The sequence below is a fragment of the Rhodococcus sp. 06-470-2 genome, assembly GCF_002258235.1.
Taxonomy (GTDB): domain Bacteria; phylum Actinomycetota; class Actinomycetes; order Mycobacteriales; family Mycobacteriaceae; genus Rhodococcoides.
Map to the genome: position 1 here is coordinate 49,068 of NZ_NOYB01000005.1, position 21,202 is coordinate 70,269.

Below are 21,202 nucleotides of genomic sequence, written 5' to 3' on the forward strand. Positions count from 1 at the left end.
TTCGTGTCGGTGTCGGGTCAGAAGTCGTCGTGAACGGATATGGGATTACTAGCGGCCACGCCTTCGGGGGTGGTGGTCACGATGCGACTTGCTCGGCGTCGCCGTATGGGGTGTCGTTCTGTTCGGTGTCGCGCTCTGCTGCGAGTTCGGCATCGATCTGGCGGTCGATGTAGTCGGCGTCGGGGATGTAGGCGGGGACGAGGTGCATGGCGGTTCTCCTGTGTCGGTGGGGGTGTCAGGCTGCGAGTGCGTCGAGTCGGCCGATTCGGAAACCGGACCAGTCTTCGCGGTCACCGTCGCTTCGGTCGACGACCACGACGGGCGCTTGGAGGTAGCCGAGCTCGGAGGTGACGAAGTGGCGGGCGGTGTCGTCTTCGGTGATGTCGACGATTCGGTATTGGAGACCGTGCTTGTCGAGCCGTCGTTTCGTTGCATCGCATTGGTCGCAATTCGGTTTCGTGTACACGGTGATCGACATGGTTGCCTCCTTCTCGGAATTGTTCTATTGGCTTTTATTCTACGTCAAAAATGCCTTTTGCACCAGGTGTAGATATAGTCATTTACGTTGCGCTATAACGTTTTTCGGTGTTTTTCACTTACCCATTTCGATACCCGATGGGCCCGTCGAAAACGGGTGCGGATACGTGTATCGGGCTTCCTTTATTGCGTTCTTTTCGCTTCCGGGTGGCGCGGAGAAGAGACGGCGGCGCACGGCGTCGATGGTCAATGCCTGGCCGGTGCGAGTGTTCGCCGGGGAGCGCAGCGAGTGCGGGTCGGGCGAACAGTCGTGCTGGGCCCTGTGGGCCGGAGCGTGAGCGGAGTGAAGGGGTTGATCCGGGAGAGGACGGGTGATGCATTCTCGTTGCGCAGTCAGACGGATCGAAAAGAACCTCCCTCTCTCGGTGTCGCTGCACTCGTGGCGGTGGCTGTGTTCGTGCTGGTCGGTAGGGTGCTGGGGTATGGAGCGCTCGCGGATCGAACATGCCTTGTCCAAAGCTGTGGTGAACGCTGAGCCGCCGCCGTCGGATCTGGCGCTCGATGCGATCGTGGCCGGTGTTCGGGTCGAGGACACTCGTCCCGCCGCCGCCGAGGTCGATATGGTGTGGCCGGCCGATCCGACGTCTCTCTGAGCGCTGTTCCGCTCTTCCTCTGCCACGCCACCTCGCCGCACCCGCCGGCCCTCCTGTCGTTGCTGCGGGTGGTGCGCGTTTGTCGGTGTGAGGGCTCGATGCCCGATGCACCGGCCCCGCGCCCGCGACCTGGATTGCCGGGCGTGGCCACCTCGAACCGGTGGCCACGCTCGGCAGCGATCGTCAGGTGTAGCTCTGTACTGTGCCGATGTGGGCGGCGACGTAGTCGGGGGTGATGACTGCGCCGATCCCTCTGACCTGTTCCGGCGGCATTCCGGCGTTGAGGACGCGCAGGAGAATTCCCGTCAGGCTGGGCAATGGCACGTTGGCTCGTTCGGTGGTGCGCTCGGCGGCCTGCAGTGCTGCGTGTGCTGCTGCGCCGTCGCCGGTGCAGTACAGGAAGTAGGCGGCGATGGTGAGGGCGTTCGCGCGGGCGGTGCCGCGTAGCGGGGCGGCGATGCGGGTGAACGCGTCTGCTGCGTCGGCGTCTCCGTGGACGGACAGGGCCAGGAACGCGTCTCGGACTTCGAGGTGGCCGGTGGCCAGTGCCAGGCCGACGCGGGCGGTGAGGTCGGCGCTGGGGATTTCGCGGGCGTGGATGACGGCTGCGAGCTCGTCGAAGGTGACGGGTAGGAAGTCGGTGCCCATCGTGGCGGCGGCGGCGAGTGCGAGGGATTCGGGAATCTCGGTGGTGGGGGCGTATCGGGCCTCGAGGTCGGCGCGTGATGGGGCGATGACGGCTCCGTCTGCGGTGCGGGCGGTCGCGAGTTCGGTGGTGGCGGGGTCGGGGATGGTGCCGTCGGTGAAGCGGTCGAGGTCGGTGAAGGTGGTTCCTGCGGTGAGGCTGTAGGTGTGCAGGGCGCGGATGGTTCGGATTCCGACTGCGGCGAGCGCGTCGCGGATGGCGTCGAGTCCGAGCAGGGCTGCGCCTGCGTGGGTGGTGTCTGCGATGGCGGCGAGGATGACGGCGGTGACGGGGGTGTCCTGCCGGGTGAGCGCGTCGGTGATGATGCCTGCGGCGGCTTCGGCCTGGTGGGCGTCGACGCGGGCGGTAGGCGCGACCAGGTGCGAGCCGTTCCCGTCGTCGGCCAGGGCGATGATGACGACAGAGTTGTCGGGGGTGAAGCCGAGCAGGGCGGGGATGGCGGCGAGGGTGTCGGCAGCGGTGGCGAGGGACATGCGGTGTTGGGTCATGGCGAAAGCCTTTCGGTGTGTGCGGGTGTGGTTGGGGTAGCGCGGTTTTCAGTGGCGGAGTTCGCGGCGGGCGGTGCGGCGGTCGCGGCGTGCGCTGGCGCGTTTGACGGTGCGCCGGACTTTGCGGCTGCCGTTTCGGTGGACGATGATGTCGATTTCGTCGGCGGTGGTGGGGTGCTGTGCTCGCATGGTGACCTGTTCCTCTCGACTGGTGGCCGGACCTTCGCCCTGCCAATTTCTTTCGCCGTGGTGGCTGGGGAGAGAAACCAGCGCACGGGAACGACGGGGCAACCCTTCGGCCGGACAGTTTTCGTGGGAGCGCAGCGACTACGGGACGAAAAGTGTTCGGAGCCTTGGCCGTAGCGCAGCGGAGCGAGGGGTTGAGCCGGCGGGCACGGGTGATGGATGCTCGGAGAAGCCACCTACGTCGAAAGAAATTGATTCTTTTCGCTCTTTTGAGTGCGGAGCGAAGCGGAGTTCGGTTCGGTGCAGTCCGTAGGGGTGCGTGTGGCCCGCCAGGGCCTGCTTGTGAACGTGGCCGGCTTCGGGTGGTGGGACGCGGAACGCCGCCGGAGCTGGTGCTCTACGGCGGCGTGGTGTGGGGTACGGCTGTGAAGGTGATTGTGCGGGAGCGACGGAGGGTGACGACGCTCGGTGTCGCGGTAGCTTTAGTTTTGAGGTTGCCCCTTACCGGGGTCGACTCTGGGTAGCCTTGAGCACACTAATCGAGGAAGTGAGACTTGGGTGCGATTGAAGTCGGTCCGTATCAGAAAATTCAGGAACATCGTCGATAGCGGCGAGCTGCTTTTCGACGACTCACTCACGTGCTTGGTGGGTTTGAATGAGGCTGGCAAGACGAGCTTTCTTCAGGCGCTTCTCCGTATCAAGCCTCACGGCAAAGCGGAATTGGTAGTGAAGGACGACTACCCGAGGTGGTTGTGGAAGAAGGACCAGCGCGAGGACACTATCGGGTCTGAAAGTGCGATTTCGGCCGTTTTCGAGCTGGACGACGCCGACGTAACAGCCATGGAGGACAGGTTCGGCGCAGGTGTCATGGCATCGAGGACGGTAACCGTATCGCGTTGGTACAACGAGCCCCAAGCCTTCGTTACCAACCCGGCAAACGGGTCCGTCCTGGTCGCGGCGGCGCTGTCGAAGTTGGACATCTCAAACGAGGCCCGCGAAGCGTTCGGGCAGGCCAATAGTCTCGCCGCGGTACGGAAGGTCCTCGCAGAACTCGAGAGCAAAGACGGGTGGCAAGACGACGTCGCTGAAGTCAAAGCGGTGTTTGACGGCGACAAGAACCCGTTCGACCGGAGTCGTAACGCCATCTGGGCCCGGGTTCCGACCTTCTTCTATTTCGACGAGTATGCCCTGCTACCCGGCCGAATCAACATCGCCAGCTTGAATGGAGCCGATGCGATCGCATCCACCGGCACCCAGACCGCGCGGGCTCTGCTCAACCTTGCCAATACTTCCCCCGAGGAACTGGTTTCTGATGACTATGAAGACCGAAAGGCAGAGCTGGAAGCGGTCAGTGCAGATCTGACCGACGAGATTTTCACGTACTGGAAGCAGAACGCGAACCTGAGAGTGGCGTTCGATCTGGACAAGGACGTGCGACTCGTACCGACGAACAACGGGTACCCCGACAGCACTAGGGCCGAGATCGATCACTATCTCGAGATCCGGGTGGAAAACACCGAGCACCGATACACGTCGAACATCGACCGCCGGTCCCACGGATTCCAGTGGTTTTTCTCGTTCCTTGCGGCGTTCACCGAGTTCGAGGCGAAAAGTAAGGGCACAAATTTCATTGTCCTGCTGGACGAGCCGGGTCTGAGCTTGCATGGTTTGGCTCAGCGCGACCTGCTGACGTTTCTCAACGATCGTCTGGGTTCTGCAGTGCAGGTCGTGTACACCACGCATTCGCCATTCATGGTCGAAACCGATCGGATCGAGCGGATACGCATAGTGGAAGACAAGGGCAAGAGTGTGGGAGCGAAGGTCACACAAGATGTCCTAGGGGTCAATGACAACAGCTTGTTCCCGCTCCAAGCGGCCCTTGGGTACGACGCGACCCAGCACCTGTTCGTGGGTAAGGACAACGTTGCTGTCGAGGGTGCTAGTGACGTTGTGTTCCTGACTGTGTTGTCTGCTCGGATGGCCGCGACTGAACGCACGCCGCTCCATGCCAGGTGGAGTCTTCTGCCGACCGGCGGTGCGTCGAATTTGCCTGCATATATCGCCCTGCTCGGAGCCAGGACAGATCTGACCGTCGTGATGGATTCCGGTACCGAAGGTGGAGGCCGGATACAGGCAGCCTTGGACGCCGGGCGGATACATCGCAACCGTTTGATCAGAGTTGGTGAAGTAGTTTCGCGCACCCACGCGGACATCGAAGATTTATTCACTGTGGCTGACTATTTGACGCTATTCAACAAGGCCTACAACACCTCGATCACAGAAGCGAACCTTGAGGATCAAAAGGCATCACGGATTGTGGAGAGGCTCAAAGCACACCATGGCTCGTTTGACCACTATGGCCCCGCAGACGCTCTGATGCGCAACCCAGACCTCGTTGATGCCTTGAGTGCAGAGACTCTCGACAATTTCGAGGAGTTATTCAAGAAGATCAACAGTTCGCACCGCTCTCCCCGATCCCGTTGAGCCAGTTCGAGTCCACGCGATGGTGGCACCGGTGCGCCATTGATTAGGACTGAGCGAGAGTGGATTCACCTGCTGGCTGCCCGTTTGTTGATGGGGTGGCTGCTGCAGGGTTGGCCGTTCAGGTGGTGGCGGGTACGAGGGTGTCGGGTTTGACGAGGTAGGGGTAGACGCCGGGGCCTGGTGTTTCGTTTTCGACGAGGATGAGGCCCTCGGGTTGGATGTCGCGTACGACGACGATGCCGGGTGCTCCGGGTGCGAGGTGGTAGCGGTCGCCGATGTTCACGGTCTCTCCTGTGCTGCTGCGGTGGTGTGTGTTGATTGTCGGTGGTTGAGGTCGATCCTGATGGCTTCTTCGGTGGTGGTGTCGGTCATGTGATGGGTGTGATGGCGGCGGCGGGGCACCATTGTCGGTCGAGGTCGAGCCGTCCCATTTTGTTGCCGGTGGGGATCGAAAACGACACGCTCGCAAGCCAATCGCCGGTACCGGTCCGTGCCCAGGCGTACAAGGTTCCCTCGACAATGCTGTCCATGGCCAAGCCCTCGGCCCGGACTTTCAAAGGTGTGGTGTCACGGAATCCCCCGCCTCCGGATCGTCCGATCGCGAGCGCGACGTTCACTTTCACTGACCTCGGTGGGTCGACGATGCGGCGGGTGGGTGGCTCGAAGGTGGTGGGCCAGGAGTCGAAGATGCCGGCGGAGTTGTCGGTGGTCATTGCGCGGCCGCGAGTGGCCGGTGGACGGTGAGGTCGGCGGGTGCGGGTGTCCAGCGCAGACCGTGCTCGCCGAAGCTCGGGGCGGTGAGGGTGTAGCGGCCGGTGCGGTGTGGTGTTCCGCGGCCGTGGACGGCGGTTTCGAGGGTGATGGACTTGATGCGCCCACGGCCCTGTTCGATTCCGCCGTAGCCGCAGACGGTGGAGGCGATCGTGAGATCGATACCGGGCATGTGCCCGTCCGTCAGCAGCAGCACATTGGCGTGACGACGGTTGCGTGCGAGCAAAGCTCTTGCGCGCGTCGGTGGTACGTCTCGTCCGTGCACGGTGGTGACGACCAAATCCAGCCCGTCGAGACAGATCGAGGCGGCGTCGAGAGGATCCCCGGCCCCGGGATCGACGAGGTGGACTTTCGCGAGATCGCCGCCGTGTTCGTGGACGGCGAGCAGGCTCAGGCGTGGTTGGCCGATGAGGGCGACGTGGTGGCCGGCGGCGGATGCTTCGGCGACGAGCGCGATGAGCATGGACCCGGCGCCGGTGACGGTGATGGCGGTTCCACGGGCCAGGGCTCGGCGTGGGAGCAGTGCGGCGAGCGGCGGGGGTACGGGCATGGTCCGCAGGGTTTTGCCGCGTACAGCGCCGCTGAGTGGTTCCGGATCGTCGGCCTTGCCCGTGAGGTCCGTATCGCCTGCGATGGGCGCCGCTGGTTCGGGTGCGGTGATGGTGGGGAGTTCGGTGGGTGCGTGGTCGCGGCGGCCGCCGGGCACGGTGGCCATGCGGCGGCGCAGGACATCGAGTTGGGTGGCCTTGTCGAGTCCGGTCAGGTCGGGGATGGCGTCGACGGTGGCCATGGGGATCGACCTTTCGCCGTGCCGGTGGGAACTACCGCCAGACTATCGAACGCGTGTTCGACTGTCGAATGTGCTGGTGAGCAGGTTCAGCGGGGAACGACGCTGCCGTCGAGGTCGGCCGCGGTGAAGGTCCAGGCGAGGTGCCGATATAGCCGGAGGTCGCGTTTGACCTGGTCGAGGGCCTGGGGCACGGCCGGGTGGTCGGGGTCGTGGCCTTCCGATCGGATTGCTGCGCGCTCGTCGTCGTCCATGTCTTATTGGACGCACGGGGTGGTGCGGCGGTTCCGGCAACAGTCATTTACTCGAATGACTGGACGAGAAGGTTCGGAGGCGCGGCGGTGGCCGCGTCGACGGGTCGTTTCGAACGAGCCAGGGCCGCGCATCTGTGATGCGTGGCCCTGTTCGATGTTGGGTGACGGTGTTCGCCAGTGCGCCTCTCGGCAGGTGGCCGCTCGTAGCGGCTGATGGTTGGTACCCGGGGCATTGGGATCGAACGCCGTCGAGTCCTACAACGACAGTGCTGTCGGTGGTATTCCAGCCTGTGCGGGAGACAAAAAGGGGGGGGTCCCGGCCCCGTGGTGGGACCGGGACCCCGGAGGGCCTGGTGCTCAGTGGGTGCACCAGAAGGACCCGACCGGGATGGCTGCTCCCGGCTGCCCGGCGCACCACCGGCAGGTGGTGTCGTGCTCGATCCGTCCGAGCACTCCTTCGGCCTCCTCGATGAGGATGGGCAGCTCTGCTGCGCTGGCGAGCGCGAGCGCTTCGGTGGCCCACCGGGCCGCGCGCGGATCTTCGGCGGGGAGCTGAGCGGCATTGCCGATGAGCTCGGTGATGATCTGGTGATCGTTGAGCAGGTTGTTGTTCATGACAGGGACACCTTCCAAAGGTTCGGATGAGACGTCCCCGATCGACATGACGAGGGTGGCCTGTCAACCCCGAAGAGGGAGCTTGCGACCGTGGGTTGACTGGTCGGGGTCCCCGGCATGTCAGACTCGGGCGACTCGTACGACCAAATTGGTGACCCATATGGGGCGGCCCCGGAGGGGACGTGCGACCGCTTGCGGTCGGCTTTCGATGGTTCGCCGATCCCCTACGCGGGCATTCGTCGTCGATGCCCCCGAATCCGTTGTCTCCGATGCTCGCCACTCCTGGGCCGCTCCCGTCCGGACCGGCCTGGGTGTGGGAATGGAAGTGGGACGCAACTGCGCGGGTTCGCAGAAACTCGCGAACGATAGCGGCGCAACTCGCGCGTGGGTGGAGCATCAACCCGTGAGGGACAACCGCATTCGCAGACTGGCGACCATCAAACGCCTTATGCGGCCGCCAGCACAGCCTCGCGTTGGATCCGGCAAAACCACTGCCGTCTACCGATCGGCTCCGGCCCACCCCTTCCCTCATACCCCCACGGGTACTTGCATACCCCCCTAGGTATGTGTCACAGTAGTGATGTACCCGCCAGAAAGGACCGCCATGTGCTACCCCGTCCCGTGCCCGGCATGCGGTAAGACCACCTGGGCTGGCTGCGGTCGACATGTCGACAGCGTTATGAAGAACGTTCCGCGGTCGCAGCAGTGCTCCTGCTCCATGGAGACACCCGCCCCAGCTACACGCGACAACTTCTTTCGTTCCCTGTTTCGTCGCTGACCCCCACCCCAACAGCACTCCACTGCATTTCGCAGGAATCTCTGGGCGTCTTCAACGCTTCTGAATACCCCCACCCGTATTAGGAGAAGTAATTGTGACCAAGCCCGCTACCGCGGCGGCCACCGGCCGCCACGACCGCCATCGGCCACCGGCACCCGGCGCACTAGGCCGCCTGGGAAGCACGATGGTCGCCCGCCGCAGGTGGGTGTTCGGCATCTGGCTGATCGCCCTCGTTGCCCTGGGATCGGCTGCGCCATCGGTGTTCTCATCCTTGGCCGGGGCCGGCTGGCAGGCCAACGGTTCCGAATCCGTCCAGGTCCGCGAGCTCGCCCAGCAGCATTTCGGTGGTAACTCCTCTGCGGCAGTGCAAGTGGTCGTTCACTCCGACACCGCCACGATCGAAGACGCAGCGGTGCAGCAGACACTCACCGACGTCGCGGCCGTATTCGACGGTGACACTCGCTTCGGCGAGATCATCGCCCCCCAGCCAGGCATGACCATCAGCCCCGACGGCCGCACCGGCATCCTCATCGCCGGCGCAAACGCAAGTACAGATGACATGGTCAAAGCCGTCGACGAGGTCAAAGGCGAACTGACCGAACTCTCCGGCGACGGCATCGAGGTCTACCCGACCGGGTCCTCCGCACTGTGGTCGGACTTCAACAAAGCCAACCACGATGCCATGATCCAAGCCGAATTATTCTCGTGGCCAGTCACCTTGGCGATCATGGTGCTCGCGTTCGGATCGCTCGTCGCCGCAGGACTGCCGCTGCTACTCACCGTCGCCGGACTCGTCGCATCCGCCGGTGGTCTCGTGCTGCTCAACGGCGTCACCCCGATCTCGGTGTGGGCGATGAACTTCGCGATGATGTTCGCGCTCGCCCTCGGCATCGACTACGCCCTCTTCATCGTCGCCAGGTTCCGCGACGCACTACGCAACGCCGATCCCCGTGCCGCCGTCGCCGAAACCATGGACACCGCAGGCAAAGCCGTGGTCCTGTCCGGTCTGACAGTCCTGGTGAGCCTCTCGGCAGTGCTTCTCGTTCCCGCACCGGCCGTGCGGACCATGGCCGTCGGCATCATGCTCGCTGTCACGTTCGTGCTGATCGCCACCATGACCCTGCTCCCCGCAACCCTGGGGGCACTCGGCTCCAAGGTCAACGCCGCATCCCTGCCCTACGCCAAACGCCAGCAGCACCGCTCCCCGAAATTCGCAGCCTGGGGCGAACTACTCCACAAGCATCCCTGGCCGTTCGCACTGGTCTCCGTCGGCATCCTCATCGTCCTGGCACTGCCGGTCCTCGGACTGAAAGTCGCAATGCCCTCGATCACCGTCGTCCCAGAAGATGCACCGGTTCGCCAAGGCTACGAGCTCGTCCAAGCCCAGTTCGGCGACGGCGCACCCGGCGCACTGCAGATCGTCGTCCCCTCTTCCGACGCCGCCGCGACCGCCACCGCAGCCAGCAGCGTCGACGGGATCTCGATGGTGACTCCGCCCCAGCCTGCCGCGGACGGCTCGAACTACTCACTGCTACAAGCGCTTCCCGCCGTGGACCCCTCCGACGAGAGTATGGGCACCATCCTCGGTGACCTGCGCGCGCAGCTCCCGGAGTCGGCATTGGTCGGCGGGGCACCGGCGGAGAACCTCGATCTGCAGCAAGCCCTCAACGACTACCTGCCGCTGGTGATCGGGATCATCCTCGCGCTCGGTTTCATCCTGCTGCTCGTTGCACTGCAGGCACCGCTGATCGCGATCCTCGGCACCGCAGTCAGTCTGCTCTCGACCGCCGCAGCGTTCGGGGTCGCGAAGCTGATCTTCCAGGACGGGCACGGCGCATCACTGCTCGGATTCACCCCGCAAGGCTTCCTCGACGGCTGGGGTCCGGTGTTCTTCTTCGCGATGATCTTCGCCATCGCCATGGACTACACAGTGTTCCTGCTCGCCACCGCGAAAGAGCACTACGAGAAGACCGGGGACCCGAAAGCCGCTCAGGTCGACGGCCTCGCCCACTCCGGCCGGGTCATCTTCGCCGCCGCCGCGGTCATGGTCGCCGTGTTCTTCACCTTCGCACTCTCCGATCCGCTCCCACCGAAGGAGATGGGCATCATCCTCGGCGTCGCGGTACTGCTCGACGCCTTCCTGATCAGGCTGATCCTGCTGCCGGTCCTGCTGCGTTTGAGCGGTCACGCCGCATGGTGGTCACCAGCCTGGCTGCGCAAGGTGCTGCCCTCGATCAGCTTCTCTCACTGACACCCTCACCACACCCAACGGAGCAATCATGACCGATCCGAACACAACCCACTCGGCGGCATTCACAGGATGGCCGATCGAACGTATCGTCCCCGCCCTTGCTGCCGGTGTCACCGCCACCGGTCTGGCACTCGGCGAATTACACGCACCGCAATGGCGACTACTCAGCGCGTTCGCTGCCGCCAACCTCGCCCTCTACGCAGCGGTTGGCTGGTGCCCGGCCAGCGCACTGCTCACCAAAGCGGGCGTGCCGAGTATTCGCCGGCCCCGAATCGGGTAGGCCCACACCACCACAGTTCGACCACCGAAAGGAATTTCCCTCATGAACATCGCACTCTCGACCACTCTGACCGACACTGACTTCGACACCGCAGTCGACTCCGTCAAATCAGCCCTGTCCGACCAAGGCTTCGGTGTTCTCACCGAAATCGACATGCAGGCCACGTTGAAGGCCAAACTCGGCGAAGACATGGAGCAGTATCTGATCCTCGGTGCCTGCAATCCCACCCTCGCGCACCGCGCCGTCGGAGTCATGCGCCAGATCGGCTTGCTGCTGCCGTGCAATGTCGTCGTCCGCGCCGACACCGCCACATCCGGATCGGTGATCGTCGAAGCGATGAACCCCGACATCATGGTCCAAGCGACCGGAGAACCCGCCCTCTCCGATGTCGCGGCCGAGGCCACCACCAAGCTCCAGGCCGCCATCGACGCACTCGGTGGCCAGGACACAGCCCACAGCTGATGACCCTGGCACTGGCACTGGTCCTCGGCGTCGCCGTCGGCATCCTGCTCGGTCTCCTCGGAGGCGGCGGGTCGATTCTCGCGGTCCCGGTTCTCGTCTACGCCCTCGGAATGGACCTGTCGGAGGCGATACCGACATCGTTGCTGGTGATCGGTGTCGCCTCTGCGACCGGGGCCATCCCCAAGGTGCGGGCGCGGCTCGTCGAGTGGCGGCTGGCGGCGATCTTCGCGGCCACCGGCATTGTCGGCACCGTGGTCGGCAGCGCCCTGGGCAGACATCTGCCCGAGGCGGCCGTGATGATCGGCTTCGCAATCGTCATGATCATTGCCGGGGCGCGGATGCTGCGCAGCGCCGACGATGTCGGAACTGCATGCAAGACAGGGGATTCCGGGATCGACTGGCGGCGATGCGCACCACGGTCCATACCGACAGGGTTCGGGGTCGGTGTCCTCACCGGACTGTTCGGCGTCGGCGGAGGATTTCTGATCATCCCCGCTCTGGTGCTGTTGCTGGGAATCGAGATGGGTGTCGCTGTCGGAACGTCGCTGGTGGTCATCGTCGCAAACTCCGCCGCCGGACTGATCGCTCAGGCCGACGGGCTCGGCGGGAACTGGGCACTGACAGCCGCGTTCGCCGGTGCTGCGATTGCAGGCTCGCTGGTCGCCGGGCGACTGAGCACACGCATTGATACCGACAAGCTGCGCACGTGGTTCGCCTACCTGGTGTTCGCCGTCGCGGGCTACGTACTTGTCGACACCCTCGTTCTTTCATGACCGAACGCACACACCGACCCGATGCCCCCAGGGGTAATCTGAAACCACTACCACCCTCACACCCTCAGGAGACCGCAATGGTCGGCGACGAAGACAGCATCGCATTGGTACTCAACCGGCTGCGCCGCGCACACGGCCAACTCGCCGGAGTGATCGGCATGATCGAGAACGGACGTGACTGCAAAGACGTCGTCACCCAACTCGCCGCCGTCTCCCGCGCCCTCGACAAAGCCGGATTCAAGATCGTCGCCACCGGCCTCCGCGAATGCATGACCGGCGACACCGCCGACAACAAAGAACCCATGACCGAAGCAGAACTGGAAAAACTCTTCCTCGCACTGGCCTGAACGAGGACGTTTCACGTCAGAAACGAGGCCGACCCGACGACACCGTAGGAGTACCCCGTGAGCGCTACCGATCCAGACATCGCCATCATCGAAACGTCGAGCCTCGGCGACCGCAGCTACCTGATCAGCCACGACGGCATCGCCGTCGTGATCGATCCCCAACGTGACATCGACCGCGTCCTGGCACTGGCCGCGGAGAAGAACGCCGCGATCACCCACGTACTCGAAACCCACATCCACAACGACTACGTCACCGGCGGCCTCGAACTCGCACGCGCTACCGGAGCCGAATACGTTGTGCCCGAGGGTGACCCGGTCGAATTCGAGCGACGGGCAGTGGGGGACGGCGATGTCGTCGACGCGGGATCGGCGACGTTTCAGGTCATGCACACCCCGGGCCATACACATCATCACGTCAGCTACGTACTGCAACTCGGAGACGAACCGATCGCGATCTTCACCGGCGGCTCGATGCTCTACGGATCCACCGGCCGCACCGACCTACTCGGCTCCGAACACACCGACGAGCTCACCCATGCCCAGTTCCACTCGGTCCGTCGAATCGCCGCCGAACTCCCCGCCGACGTCGAGGTCTACCCCACCCACGGATTCGGTAGCTTCTGCTCCGCGACCCCCACCAGCGGCGACTCGTCGACCATCGGTGAACAGCAACAGTCCAATCCCGCGCTGACCCAGGACGAACAAACCTACGTCGACGAGTTGATCGCAGGATTGTCGGCCTACCCCGCGTACTACGCCCACATGGGCGTCATCAACACCGAAGGTCCGGCCCCGATCGATCTGTCCACCCCGGAGCCTGTCGATCCCGACGAACTACGCAGGCGCATCGACGATGGCCAGTGGGTCGTCGACCTCCGCGCACGAACCGCCTTCGCTGCTGGACATCTCGACGGCTCCCTCGGTTTCGAGCTGTCGACGACGTTCGTGACCTATCTCGGATGGCTCTACCAGTGGGGTGCGCCGCTGACATTGATCGGTGACACATCCGATCAAATCGACGAGGCCACAAGGGAGTTGGCACGTATCGGCATCGACCACCCCTCCGGCTCCGCTGTCGGAGAGATTCATTCGCTCGCCGGCGACGGCCACGTGCGGTCCTACGAGGTGTCCGACTTCGCCGGACTTGCCGCAACCGACTCCGACATCACTGTGCTCGACACACGTCAACAGTCCGAGTACGCGGACGGCCACATCCCCGGTGCGGTGAATATCCCCCTTCACGAACTGCCGCACCGACTCGCAGAAGTCCCCGACGGCAAAGTGTGGGTGCACTGCGCCTCCGGCTATCGCGCCTCGATCGCGGCCTCACTACTCGACCGGGAACATCGCAGCGTGGTGCTCATCGACGACGACTACAACCGCGCAACAGATCTCGGACTCGACACCTCGAAGACATGACGAAATGCTTCGACGACCGAACGCGACGAGACAGGCGTACCCCCAGGGGGTATATGTTGGTATCATCGGCCGCATGCACTCAGTGAATCGGCACGGTCGACGGGGCACAGCTCCGACGGCAGCTTTACTGATTGCACTGACGGTGTTCGGTGTCCTGTTGATGCATTCGGTGACACCGATGTCGATGCCCGTGACCGGCTCGATGTCCACATCGATGAGCGGCGGCCATGCCTCGTTCGCAGCACCGTCCCACACGGACGCCACGGTTCCGGTGATGACCGGGGAACATGACTGCCCGTCGGGGCACCAGATGATGCATCCCTGCGTCGGCACGACGGTGTCGTGGCCCGCGCTGACGGTCCCGGCGATGAGCGCAGCCCTCGACCTGGCGCCGACATCGGTGAACCGGATCATTGGACGGGCCGACTCCACGCTTGAGCGTGCGCCGCCGTGGACGTTATGGGAGTTGGACAGATCGGTGACCTTGCGAGTGTGACAGGGAGCCCGGCAGACGCGTGTCTGTCGGCGGATCGAACGACATCCAATTCTCTGCACTACCCACTCTTGCAAGGAGTTTCCTCATGCGTACCAAAGTCATTGCCTCGATCGCTGCTGCCGCCGCGAGCGCGTTCCTCGTCGTCGGCTGTAGCGACAACGCGGCCGATTCGTCGATGGACGGCCATGCGATGGGATCGATGTCCTCGGCACCGATGTCCTCGGCCCAAGCAAGCGCGTCCGCAGAGTTCAACGATGCCGACGTGATGTTCGCGCAGATGATGTACCCGCATCACGCCCAAGCAGTCGAGATGGCCGACATGGCGAACGGCCGCACCGACAACCCGGAGGTGCTGTCGCTGGCATCGGCGATCGCCGCCGCGCAACAGCCCGAGATGGACCAGATGACCACCTGGCTCACCGAGTGGGGCCAGCCCATGCCCGACATGGACAGGGGTGACATGGGTGACATGGGTGACATGGGCGGGATGGACCACAGCTCCGGCAGCGGCATGATGACCGCTCAGGACATGGACGCGTTGATGGCAGCGTCGGGACCGGAATTCGACCGCCAGTGGTTGACGATGATGATCGCCCACCACACCGGCGCCATCGAGATGGCCAACACCGAAATCGCAGACGGTTCCAATCCTGACGCCCTGGAGATGGCCCGCACCATCGTCGCCACCCAGCAGCAGGAAATCGACACCATGCAGCGGCTGCTCGGCTGACCCGGCCCGCTATAGACAACGATGGCCGCATCCTCTCCGGCGGAGAAGGTGCGGCCATCAACGTTCCACAATTGTCAGGGCTGCGTTCCCGGTACGAGATCAGCTCTCACAGTGACGGTGTGCGCTGCGACGGAGCATTGGAACTCCCGTCGTTCACCGCTCCGGTGATGGTGTCGGGTGTGAGGTCGAGTCGCCGAAGCAGCTGCGCGTTCGCGGCGACGATGATCGTCGACAGCGACATCAGGATCGCGCCGATCGACATGGGCAGCACGAACCCGACCGGCGCGAGCACTCCTGCCGCGAGCGGAACTGAGATGAGGTTGTATCCCGCTGCCCACCAGAGGTTTTGCTTCATCTTCCGGTACGAGGCGCGCGAGAGTTCGATCACCGACAACACCGACCTCGGGTCGTCGCTGGCGAGGATCACTCCGGCCGACGCGATAGCAACGTCGGTACCCGCGCCGATAGCGATACCGACATCGGCCTGCGCGAGAGCCGGTGCGTCGTTGACTCCGTCACCGACCATCGCCACGGTGCGCCCTTCCTGTTGAAGTTCAGCAACGTTGTGGGACTTGTCTTCCGGTTTCACCCCCGCGAAGTAGCGGTCCACACCGAGCTCGGTGGCGACGGACTTCGCGACGGCTTCGGCATCACCGGTGATCATCACCACCGCGATACCCCGAGCGTGGAGCGCATCGACTGCCGTGCGGGATTCGGGCCGGATCTCGTCGGCGAGCGCAAGGGCACCGATCACAGCACCGTCGGCCAGGACGTGCAGGATGATCGCCCCGTCGCCCCGCCACCGGTCGGCGACAGCAAGTTCGGATCCGCGCTCCTGCTCGAGCAGCGCGGGCCCGCCGACCTGCACGCGGGTGCCGTCGACGTCCGCAGCGACCCCGACAGCGGGAGACGACTGAAAACCGGCTGCAGCCGGGACGGTCAGGTTCCGCGCGCGTGCGGCGCCGACGATGGCACGGGCGAGGGGATGTTCAGAGTCGGCTTCTGCGGCAGCGGCCAAAGCGAGGACCTCGTCGGCGGTGCGCCCGTCTGTCACCTCGATTGCGGTGACGGTGGGTTCACCCTTGGTGAGGGTGCCGGTCTTGTCGAAGAGCACGGTGTCCACCGTGCGCATTGTTTCGAGTGCGAGCCGGTCCTTGACCAGGACACCGCCGCGGGCTGCGCGTTCGGTGGCGATGGAGACCACCAGCGGGATCGCGAGTCCGAGTGCGTGCGGGCAGGCGATGACCAGCACGGTGATGGTGCGGATGACGGCGTCGTCGGGCATCCCGACCAGAGTCCACACAGCGGCGGTGATGATCGCGGCACCGAGAGCGAACCAGAACAGCCAACCGGCGGCCGTGTCGGCGATGCGCTGAGCGCGCGAGGTCGAGTTCTGGGCGTCGGCGACCAAGCGGCCGATGCCTGCGAGGGCGGTGTCCTCCCCGACTGCGGTGACCTGGACGCGCAGACCGGAGTCGGTGGCTACCGTGCCGGCGACAACTTGGTCGCCGTCGCTGCGGCGGACGGTGCGTGATTCGCCGGTGATCATGGACTCGTCCATGCTCGCCGATCCGGAGACGATGGTGCCGTCCGCCGGTACTCGGCCGCCGGGGCGCACGACGACGACATCACCGCGCTGCAGCTCGGCCGGGGACACCGGCACCACATCGTCGCCGTCGACGCGTTCGGCGGTGTCCGGGAGCAGCGCCGCCAGTGAGTCCAGAGCGGAGGTGGTCTGCGCGAGGGATCGCATTTCGATCCAGTGCCCGAGCAGCATGATCACGATCAGCAGCGCCAGTTCCCACCAAAAGTCGAGCTGATGATCGAGCAGGCCGAGGCTCGCGCCCATCGACGCAATGAATGCGACGGTGATCGCGAGGGCGATGAGCAGCATCATTCCTGGTGCACGTGAACGGATTTCGCCAACTGCTCCGGTGAGGAAGGGAGATCCGCCCCAGGCGTACATCACGGTGCCGAGCGTCGGCGAGACCCAGGCGATCCACGACGCGTCCGGCAGTGAGTATCCGAGAAGCATCGCGAACATGTTCGATGCCACGATCACCGGAACGGCGAGGACCAGCATGATCCAGAACAGACGACGGAACATGCCGACGTGATCGCCGTGACCGGCATGGCCACCGTGCCCGGTATGCCCTGTGTGTCCTCCGTGTTCGGAGTGCTCGCCGTGTCCGGTGTGGCCTGCGCTGCGTTCGGACGTGTCGTGCCCCGACTGCGCGCCAGCTCTCTTAGCCGTTCCGACGTCAGAATGCGTGTGGTTGTTCATCGCGAAATACCTCTTCCTGCAACGACTTCAGCGGTTACGCGGTAGGCGAATCTGCGGTTTGCGGTTCGGCTGCGTATCCGGCATCGCGAACGGCGGCAATGACCCGGGCGTGGTCGGGCTCGCCGATGCTCGTCACCGTCAGCGTTCCTGCCGACGCTGATGCTTCGACCGTGTCGACCCCGACCACAGCACCGACTTCTTCCCGGACCGACGCTTCGCAGTGGCCGCAGGTCATGCCCGTGACTTTGTAGTGCGTGGTGATCATGTCGCGCTCCTCCGACTGTCTGCATACCCCCTAGGGGTATCTGGCTAACGTGTCAGACCATACCCCCTCCCCGTATGTTTCGGAAGGCCGTTGGCTGCGTCGAGCGGTTTACGAACCTGCGGCGACGACCGGTCCGTTGGCTGAACTTCGAATCGAGTCAGGGTGCAGTGGGGTCTACGTCGAATCGGCCAGGGTGCGCGGTCCTGACATAGCGCACCGCTGTGGTGGTGCCGATACCGAACACGGTCATCAGGGCAACCGGGTCGCCGCTGTGGGCGGCCTCGTCGAGGATGCGATCGACACGCAGTTCGCGGGCGGTGATGCCGAGGTCACGGAATGGGCGGGTGATGTAGTGGCGACTGCCCGGCAGCGCGGTAGGCGCAGTCACCCGGGTAATCAGCAAGTACGGATTCGTGCTCGTCGGCCACCGACGCTGACGGTAGATCAGCCAGTCGCGGAGCACCTCGGCGGTGAACTCGTCCAACCAGAACGTGTGGCGGGTGTGTGGCCGGGTGACGGTTGCTCGTCCTGCCGAACGGTCGAGATGGTCGAGTCGGAAGCCGATGACCTCTTCGATCGTCAGCGCGTGGACCGCGACGAGCGCCAGAATCACCCGGTCATCGGGCCTGGTCAGCTGATCGAAGAGCCCATGTACGCGATCGGATCGTAACGGTCTGAGGATCCTGCGGGTGTACCGACCAGCGACCTCTCGGGCAGGGTCGGCGAAGATGCGACGTTCGCGTTTGAGTCCGCGAAAGAGCGACCTCAGGGCCGTGTGCACGTTATGTCTCGACTGCCCTGAGTGACGGCTGAGAGCGCGCTCGATGTCGACAGTATCGACAGATCGCAGACTTTGGTGTGTCTCAGCCCATTCCTGCAAGACCGGTAGCGCGAAATTGAGATAGAGGGCAATCGTCACTGCCGTCAACGGTCTGGATTTACGTCGACCGCGGCCGCCCAGCGCAGTGACACACGCCTGCACGTCGTCACGGAACTGCGCGGGTGTCTGCTCGATCATCCGTATCGTGCGCTCGGTGTGCCGGGCGGCATTGCGTGCCGCCACCCCATCGGCAGGGTTTCGTCCCGACATCAGTTGGGAGGTGGAACGCGGCGGGCTCCGCGCTTCCGGGCCCCGGCAGTGGGTGCGGCAGGGCCCGACCGATCGCCGATTGCGCGTGCTGGAGCTGCGTCGAGATCCGCGTCGTGAACAGCTTCCGCCAGCATCAGATCACCGACAGTGCAGTTTAACGCCGCACAGATCTTGTCCAGGTCATCGAGTCGGATCGTGATCGGCGCCGAAGACCACAGGGCCGCAGTCTTGCTCAATGACGGATGGAAGTCGACCTGCTCGAATGCTTTGAGCAGCTGCGTCGGACGCCAGATGTCGCGTTGCGCCGCAACCATGCGCAAATTCCATTTCATCTTCTAATTCTCCGTACTCAAGCGCCGCACGGCGCGTTGTGTCGACTCGATGACGGACCGTTCCGGGTCGGCTCCTGCCGACGCCAGATAGCCCACAGTGGTGCTTGCCCATTCGTGACCGAGCATCTTCTGCACATCCCACAAGGGCATTCCTCGTTGGTAGTTGTGGGTAGCGCAGGCATGACGCAACAGATGGGGGTAGAGCTCGCGCACCGGGCCGTTGAGGTGATGGTGCGATGCAGCTTTGAGATTGCGGCGAAATGTCGAGGGTTGAATGGCGGGTGCAACGGCGAGGTTGAGCGCCGCGACGGCGGTCGGCAAGCGTTCCGATGGCCACAACGGTGCGCCCGCGTCGGTCGGGTCGTCGCAGAACTCGCCCCGGACCTGCTCGAGATACCACCACAGCAGCTCTCTCCCCTCTTCGAAGAGAAATGCTTGCCGTTCGCGTGGACCCGATCCGCGGGCACCCTTACCCACGACGACGAAGCGGCCCCACTGTCCCGCTTCCCAATGGATGTCGCCGATCTTCACCGCACACAGCTCCGACGCCCGCACCCCGGACAAGTACGCAATCTTCGCCATGGTGTAGTCGCGTGCGCTCACGTGGTACTTGCGAGAGCGTGGCAGGGCGTCTCTCCAGTCGGCAAAGAACGCTGTCATCGCTCGTCGAGTGGGAGGAATCCGCAGCGCGAAATCACCCCTGTGCCTCGGCCGGTTGAACGGGTCGACCGGTGACTCGACACCGACGCCGAACGCTCGGAGCAGCTCGCCAGCGTAGCGGTGCTCGAGGAATCGGTAGTAGTTGTCGATCTGAACTGTCTTTTTCCGGATGGTCGCGTGACTGCGTTTGCCGGGACCGGCGAAGTACTGATCGAACTGCTGCTGGGTCAATCGCCATGGCACGCAATCGAAGTAATCGCATATCTCGATCACGGGATACATGATTCTCTGCAGCGTCGCGGGCTCAGACCCGCCACATCTCTGGCCCATCCGTATTCGACCAGCGTGTTACGGAAGAAGTCGTGTTCGTCGTCCCCCGACGCCGACGCCAGCCGCTGCAGCGATTCGACGTCCGCAAGTTCCCCGCTGCCGACCCCCGCGGCACTCGATGCGCCGTCGGCAGCGATGCGCTGCTGCCGACGAGTAGCGAAATCTGACACGAACAGTGAACTTATGCGAGGAACTCGCAGAATCCACGAGTAACTGATGAAATTTGAGCGACCACGGAATGAAGAAGAATCGTTGCTCTGACCAGGAACCCTGGGCTCACACCGGTTCCTGGCAGCCGATCGAACCCGCGCGGACTCCAGTGGCCAACGCGGGGTCTGCGTTGTCGGCGGCACATCGTGGGTGAAGCTGTTCTCGCGCAACGGAAACGACATCTCCGCCTCGTTCCCGGATGTGGCGGCTGCGTTGTCGGACACGACTGCGGGTCGATCGGTGACCCTGGACGGCGAGTTGGTGGCACTGGATTCGGGCGGTCGGCCCGATTTCGGGCTGCTGCAACGCCGAATGCATGTCGCGCGCCCGTCGGCGGCGTTGCTGCGGTCGACCCCGGTGACGTATTTCGTGTTCGACGTCCTCGACATCGACGGCGAATCTGTCCGGACGCTCCCCTACACGCAGCGCCGTGAGCTGCTAGAGGGCCTCGGCGTGGCCGACGGGCGGCGAGTGCAGGTGCCGCCGAATATGACGGGAATCGACGGGGAGACGTTGATGGGCATTGCCGCCGACAACGGCATCGAGGGGGTCGTGGCGAAGAAAGCGGAGTCGGTGTACCGATCGGGGATCCGGTCGCCATCGTGGGTCAAGGTTCCGATCCGGAACACACGCGAAGGCGTGATCTGCGGATGGGTTCCCACTGGCGGGCGCGCCGGTGGGACACTGGCGGCGCTGCTACTCGGAGCGTACGACGAGGCGGGCGAGTTGGTCTACATCGGCCGTGTGGGAACGGGTTTCACCGATCGGATGCGCCGAGAGCTGCGAAGCACACTCACCGAGCGCACCCGTCCGGACAGTGCGCTACACGGTCCGGTTCCACGCACCGACGCAGTCGGAGTGTCCTGGGTGACACCGGAATTGGTGGCGACCGTGGAATACCGAGAACAATCGGCAACGGGGCGTTTACGGCATCCCGCATTCAAAGGAATCCGATCCGATATCACTCCCCGCGATGTCGTGACATGAAAGGGTGCAGCTTGTCGTCGCATTCTTTGGTTACGCTGGCCGGTACCCGAGTCCGTGACAAATGTGTGTGATCGAAAGGTTTTCCGG

At 64.1% G+C, this 21,202-nt stretch carries 26 protein-coding genes; 11 read left to right on the forward strand and 15 right to left on the reverse strand.

Going from position 1 to position 21,202, the window contains the following annotated elements; translation table 11 throughout:
- Window positions 1–76: 76 nt before the first annotated feature.
- Window positions 77–208, reverse strand: coding sequence for a hypothetical protein (locus CH276_RS28860; protein WP_254924082.1), 132 nt, complete (start codon window positions 206–208; stop codon window positions 77–79).
- Window positions 209–235: 27 nt separating this feature from the next.
- Complete coding sequence (locus CH276_RS02680; protein WP_008719967.1) at window positions 236–478, reverse strand: glutaredoxin domain-containing protein; 243 nt, start codon at window positions 476–478, stop codon at window positions 236–238.
- 481 nt (window positions 479–959) lie between these two features.
- Here CH276_RS02680 and CH276_RS28340 point away from each other — a divergent pair, with 481 nt between their 5' ends.
- A complete protein-coding gene (locus CH276_RS28340) occupies window positions 960–1,130 on the forward strand; it encodes a hypothetical protein (RefSeq protein ID WP_170944875.1) in 171 nt (56 codons plus the stop codon).
- Between the two features lie 183 nt (window positions 1,131–1,313).
- Here the strand turns inward: CH276_RS28340 and CH276_RS02685 are convergent, their stop codons facing one another.
- Together CH276_RS02685 and CH276_RS28345 are read right to left on the reverse strand one after the other, a co-directional pair.
- Window positions 1,314–2,324, reverse strand: a complete 1,011-nt coding sequence (locus tag CH276_RS02685; RefSeq protein WP_094629912.1) for a DUF4192 domain-containing protein — start codon at window positions 2,322–2,324, stop codon at window positions 1,314–1,316.
- Between the two features lie 48 nt (window positions 2,325–2,372).
- On the reverse strand, window positions 2,373–2,513 hold the full coding sequence (locus CH276_RS28345; RefSeq protein WP_155289314.1) for a hypothetical protein: 141 nt from the start codon (window positions 2,511–2,513) through the stop codon (window positions 2,373–2,375).
- Window positions 2,514–3,068: 555 nt separating this feature from the next.
- Here CH276_RS28345 and CH276_RS02690 point away from each other — a divergent pair.
- Window positions 3,069–4,994, forward strand: coding sequence for an ATP-dependent nuclease (locus CH276_RS02690; protein ID WP_094629913.1), 1,926 nt, complete (start codon window positions 3,069–3,071; stop codon window positions 4,992–4,994).
- A 118-nt stretch (window positions 4,995–5,112) separates the two neighbouring features.
- On the opposite strand, the gene CH276_RS28350 is transcribed toward CH276_RS02690, so the two are convergent.
- The 5 genes from CH276_RS28350 to CH276_RS02705 all read right to left on the reverse strand — a co-directional run bounded on the left by CH276_RS28350 (window position 5,113) and on the right by CH276_RS02705 (window position 7,421).
- Window positions 5,113–5,277 (reverse strand): hypothetical protein, encoded by a 165-nt coding sequence (locus CH276_RS28350; RefSeq protein WP_155289017.1) that lies wholly within the window; start codon window positions 5,275–5,277, stop codon window positions 5,113–5,115.
- Window positions 5,278–5,362: 85 nt separating this feature from the next.
- Window positions 5,363–5,707, reverse strand: coding sequence for a hypothetical protein (locus CH276_RS02695; RefSeq protein ID WP_094629914.1), 345 nt, complete (start codon window positions 5,705–5,707; stop codon window positions 5,363–5,365).
- Window positions 5,704–6,555 (reverse strand): hypothetical protein, encoded by an 852-nt coding sequence (locus CH276_RS02700; RefSeq protein ID WP_094629915.1) that lies wholly within the window; start codon window positions 6,553–6,555, stop codon window positions 5,704–5,706. The genes CH276_RS02695 and CH276_RS02700 overlap by 4 nt, the downstream gene beginning before the upstream one ends.
- Window positions 6,556–6,641: 86 nt before the next feature.
- Window positions 6,642–6,806, reverse strand: coding sequence for a hypothetical protein (locus tag CH276_RS28355; RefSeq protein ID WP_176459081.1), 165 nt, complete (start codon window positions 6,804–6,806; stop codon window positions 6,642–6,644).
- Between the two features lie 357 nt (window positions 6,807–7,163).
- Window positions 7,164–7,421: a hypothetical protein gene (locus CH276_RS02705; RefSeq protein WP_048320462.1), complete on the reverse strand. Its 258-nt coding sequence runs from the start codon at window positions 7,419–7,421 to the stop codon at window positions 7,164–7,166.
- A 962-nt stretch (window positions 7,422–8,383) separates the two neighbouring features.
- Between CH276_RS02705 and CH276_RS02715 the strand changes: the two genes are divergently transcribed.
- From CH276_RS02715 to CH276_RS02750, 8 genes are all read left to right on the forward strand, one after another.
- Window positions 8,384–10,450: an MMPL family transporter gene (locus CH276_RS02715; protein WP_254924086.1), complete on the forward strand. Its 2,067-nt coding sequence runs from the start codon at window positions 8,384–8,386 to the stop codon at window positions 10,448–10,450.
- 28 nt (window positions 10,451–10,478) lie between these two features.
- Complete coding sequence (locus CH276_RS02720; protein WP_032401340.1) at window positions 10,479–10,730, forward strand: YgaP-like transmembrane domain; 252 nt, start codon at window positions 10,479–10,481, stop codon at window positions 10,728–10,730.
- A 42-nt stretch (window positions 10,731–10,772) separates the two neighbouring features.
- A complete protein-coding gene (locus CH276_RS02725) occupies window positions 10,773–11,192 on the forward strand; it encodes a DUF302 domain-containing protein (protein ID WP_008720026.1) in 420 nt (139 codons plus the stop codon).
- Complete coding sequence (locus tag CH276_RS02730; RefSeq protein ID WP_032401339.1) at window positions 11,192–11,965, forward strand: sulfite exporter TauE/SafE family protein; 774 nt, start codon at window positions 11,192–11,194, stop codon at window positions 11,963–11,965. The genes CH276_RS02725 and CH276_RS02730 overlap by 1 nt, the downstream gene beginning before the upstream one ends.
- Before the next feature lie 77 nt (window positions 11,966–12,042).
- Window positions 12,043–12,312 (forward strand): metal-sensitive transcriptional regulator, encoded by a 270-nt coding sequence (locus tag CH276_RS02735; RefSeq protein ID WP_032389200.1) that lies wholly within the window; start codon window positions 12,043–12,045, stop codon window positions 12,310–12,312.
- Window positions 12,313–12,369: 57 nt separating this feature from the next.
- Entirely contained in the window at window positions 12,370–13,731 is a 1,362-nt protein-coding gene (locus tag CH276_RS02740; protein WP_094629917.1) for an MBL fold metallo-hydrolase, read from the forward strand.
- Window positions 13,732–13,804: 73 nt separating this feature from the next.
- The gene (locus tag CH276_RS02745) at window positions 13,805–14,227 is read left to right on the forward strand and encodes a DUF6153 family protein (RefSeq protein WP_027494146.1); all 423 of its coding nucleotides are present in this window, start codon (window positions 13,805–13,807) and stop codon (window positions 14,225–14,227) included.
- An 85-nt stretch (window positions 14,228–14,312) separates the two neighbouring features.
- Window positions 14,313–14,957, forward strand: coding sequence for a DUF305 domain-containing protein (locus CH276_RS02750; RefSeq protein ID WP_008720034.1), 645 nt, complete (start codon window positions 14,313–14,315; stop codon window positions 14,955–14,957).
- Window positions 14,958–15,063: 106 nt separating this feature from the next.
- Here the strand turns inward: CH276_RS02750 and CH276_RS02755 are convergent, their stop codons facing one another.
- From CH276_RS02755 to CH276_RS28730, 6 genes are all read right to left on the reverse strand, one after another.
- A complete protein-coding gene (locus CH276_RS02755; protein ID WP_094629918.1) occupies window positions 15,064–17,241 on the reverse strand; it encodes a heavy metal translocating P-type ATPase in 2,178 nt (725 codons plus the stop codon).
- Window positions 17,242–17,275: 34 nt separating this feature from the next.
- Entirely contained in the window at window positions 17,276–17,506 is a 231-nt protein-coding gene (locus CH276_RS02760; RefSeq protein ID WP_063216977.1) for a heavy-metal-associated domain-containing protein, read from the reverse strand.
- 157 nt (window positions 17,507–17,663) lie between these two features.
- Window positions 17,664–18,596, reverse strand: coding sequence for a hypothetical protein (locus CH276_RS02765; RefSeq protein ID WP_141214653.1), 933 nt, complete (start codon window positions 18,594–18,596; stop codon window positions 17,664–17,666).
- Window positions 18,596–18,928 (reverse strand): helix-turn-helix domain-containing protein, encoded by a 333-nt coding sequence (locus CH276_RS02770; RefSeq protein ID WP_170945395.1) that lies wholly within the window; start codon window positions 18,926–18,928, stop codon window positions 18,596–18,598. Before CH276_RS02770 ends, CH276_RS02765 begins: the two co-directional genes overlap by 1 nt.
- 3 nt (window positions 18,929–18,931) lie before the next feature.
- Window positions 18,932–19,831 carry a tyrosine-type recombinase/integrase gene (locus CH276_RS02775; RefSeq protein ID WP_217901378.1) on the reverse strand — a complete coding sequence of 300 codons (900 nt, stop codon included), beginning with the start codon at window positions 19,829–19,831 and terminating at the stop codon, window positions 18,932–18,934.
- 26 nt (window positions 19,832–19,857) lie between these two features.
- Window positions 19,858–20,088, reverse strand: coding sequence for a hypothetical protein (locus tag CH276_RS28730; RefSeq protein ID WP_217901379.1), 231 nt, complete (start codon window positions 20,086–20,088; stop codon window positions 19,858–19,860).
- Between the two features lie 118 nt (window positions 20,089–20,206).
- Here CH276_RS28730 and CH276_RS02780 point away from each other — a divergent pair, with 118 nt between their 5' ends.
- Window positions 20,207–21,115 (forward strand): ATP-dependent DNA ligase, encoded by a 909-nt coding sequence (locus CH276_RS02780; protein ID WP_094629920.1) that lies wholly within the window; start codon window positions 20,207–20,209, stop codon window positions 21,113–21,115.
- Window positions 21,116–21,202: the final 87 nt, after the last annotated feature.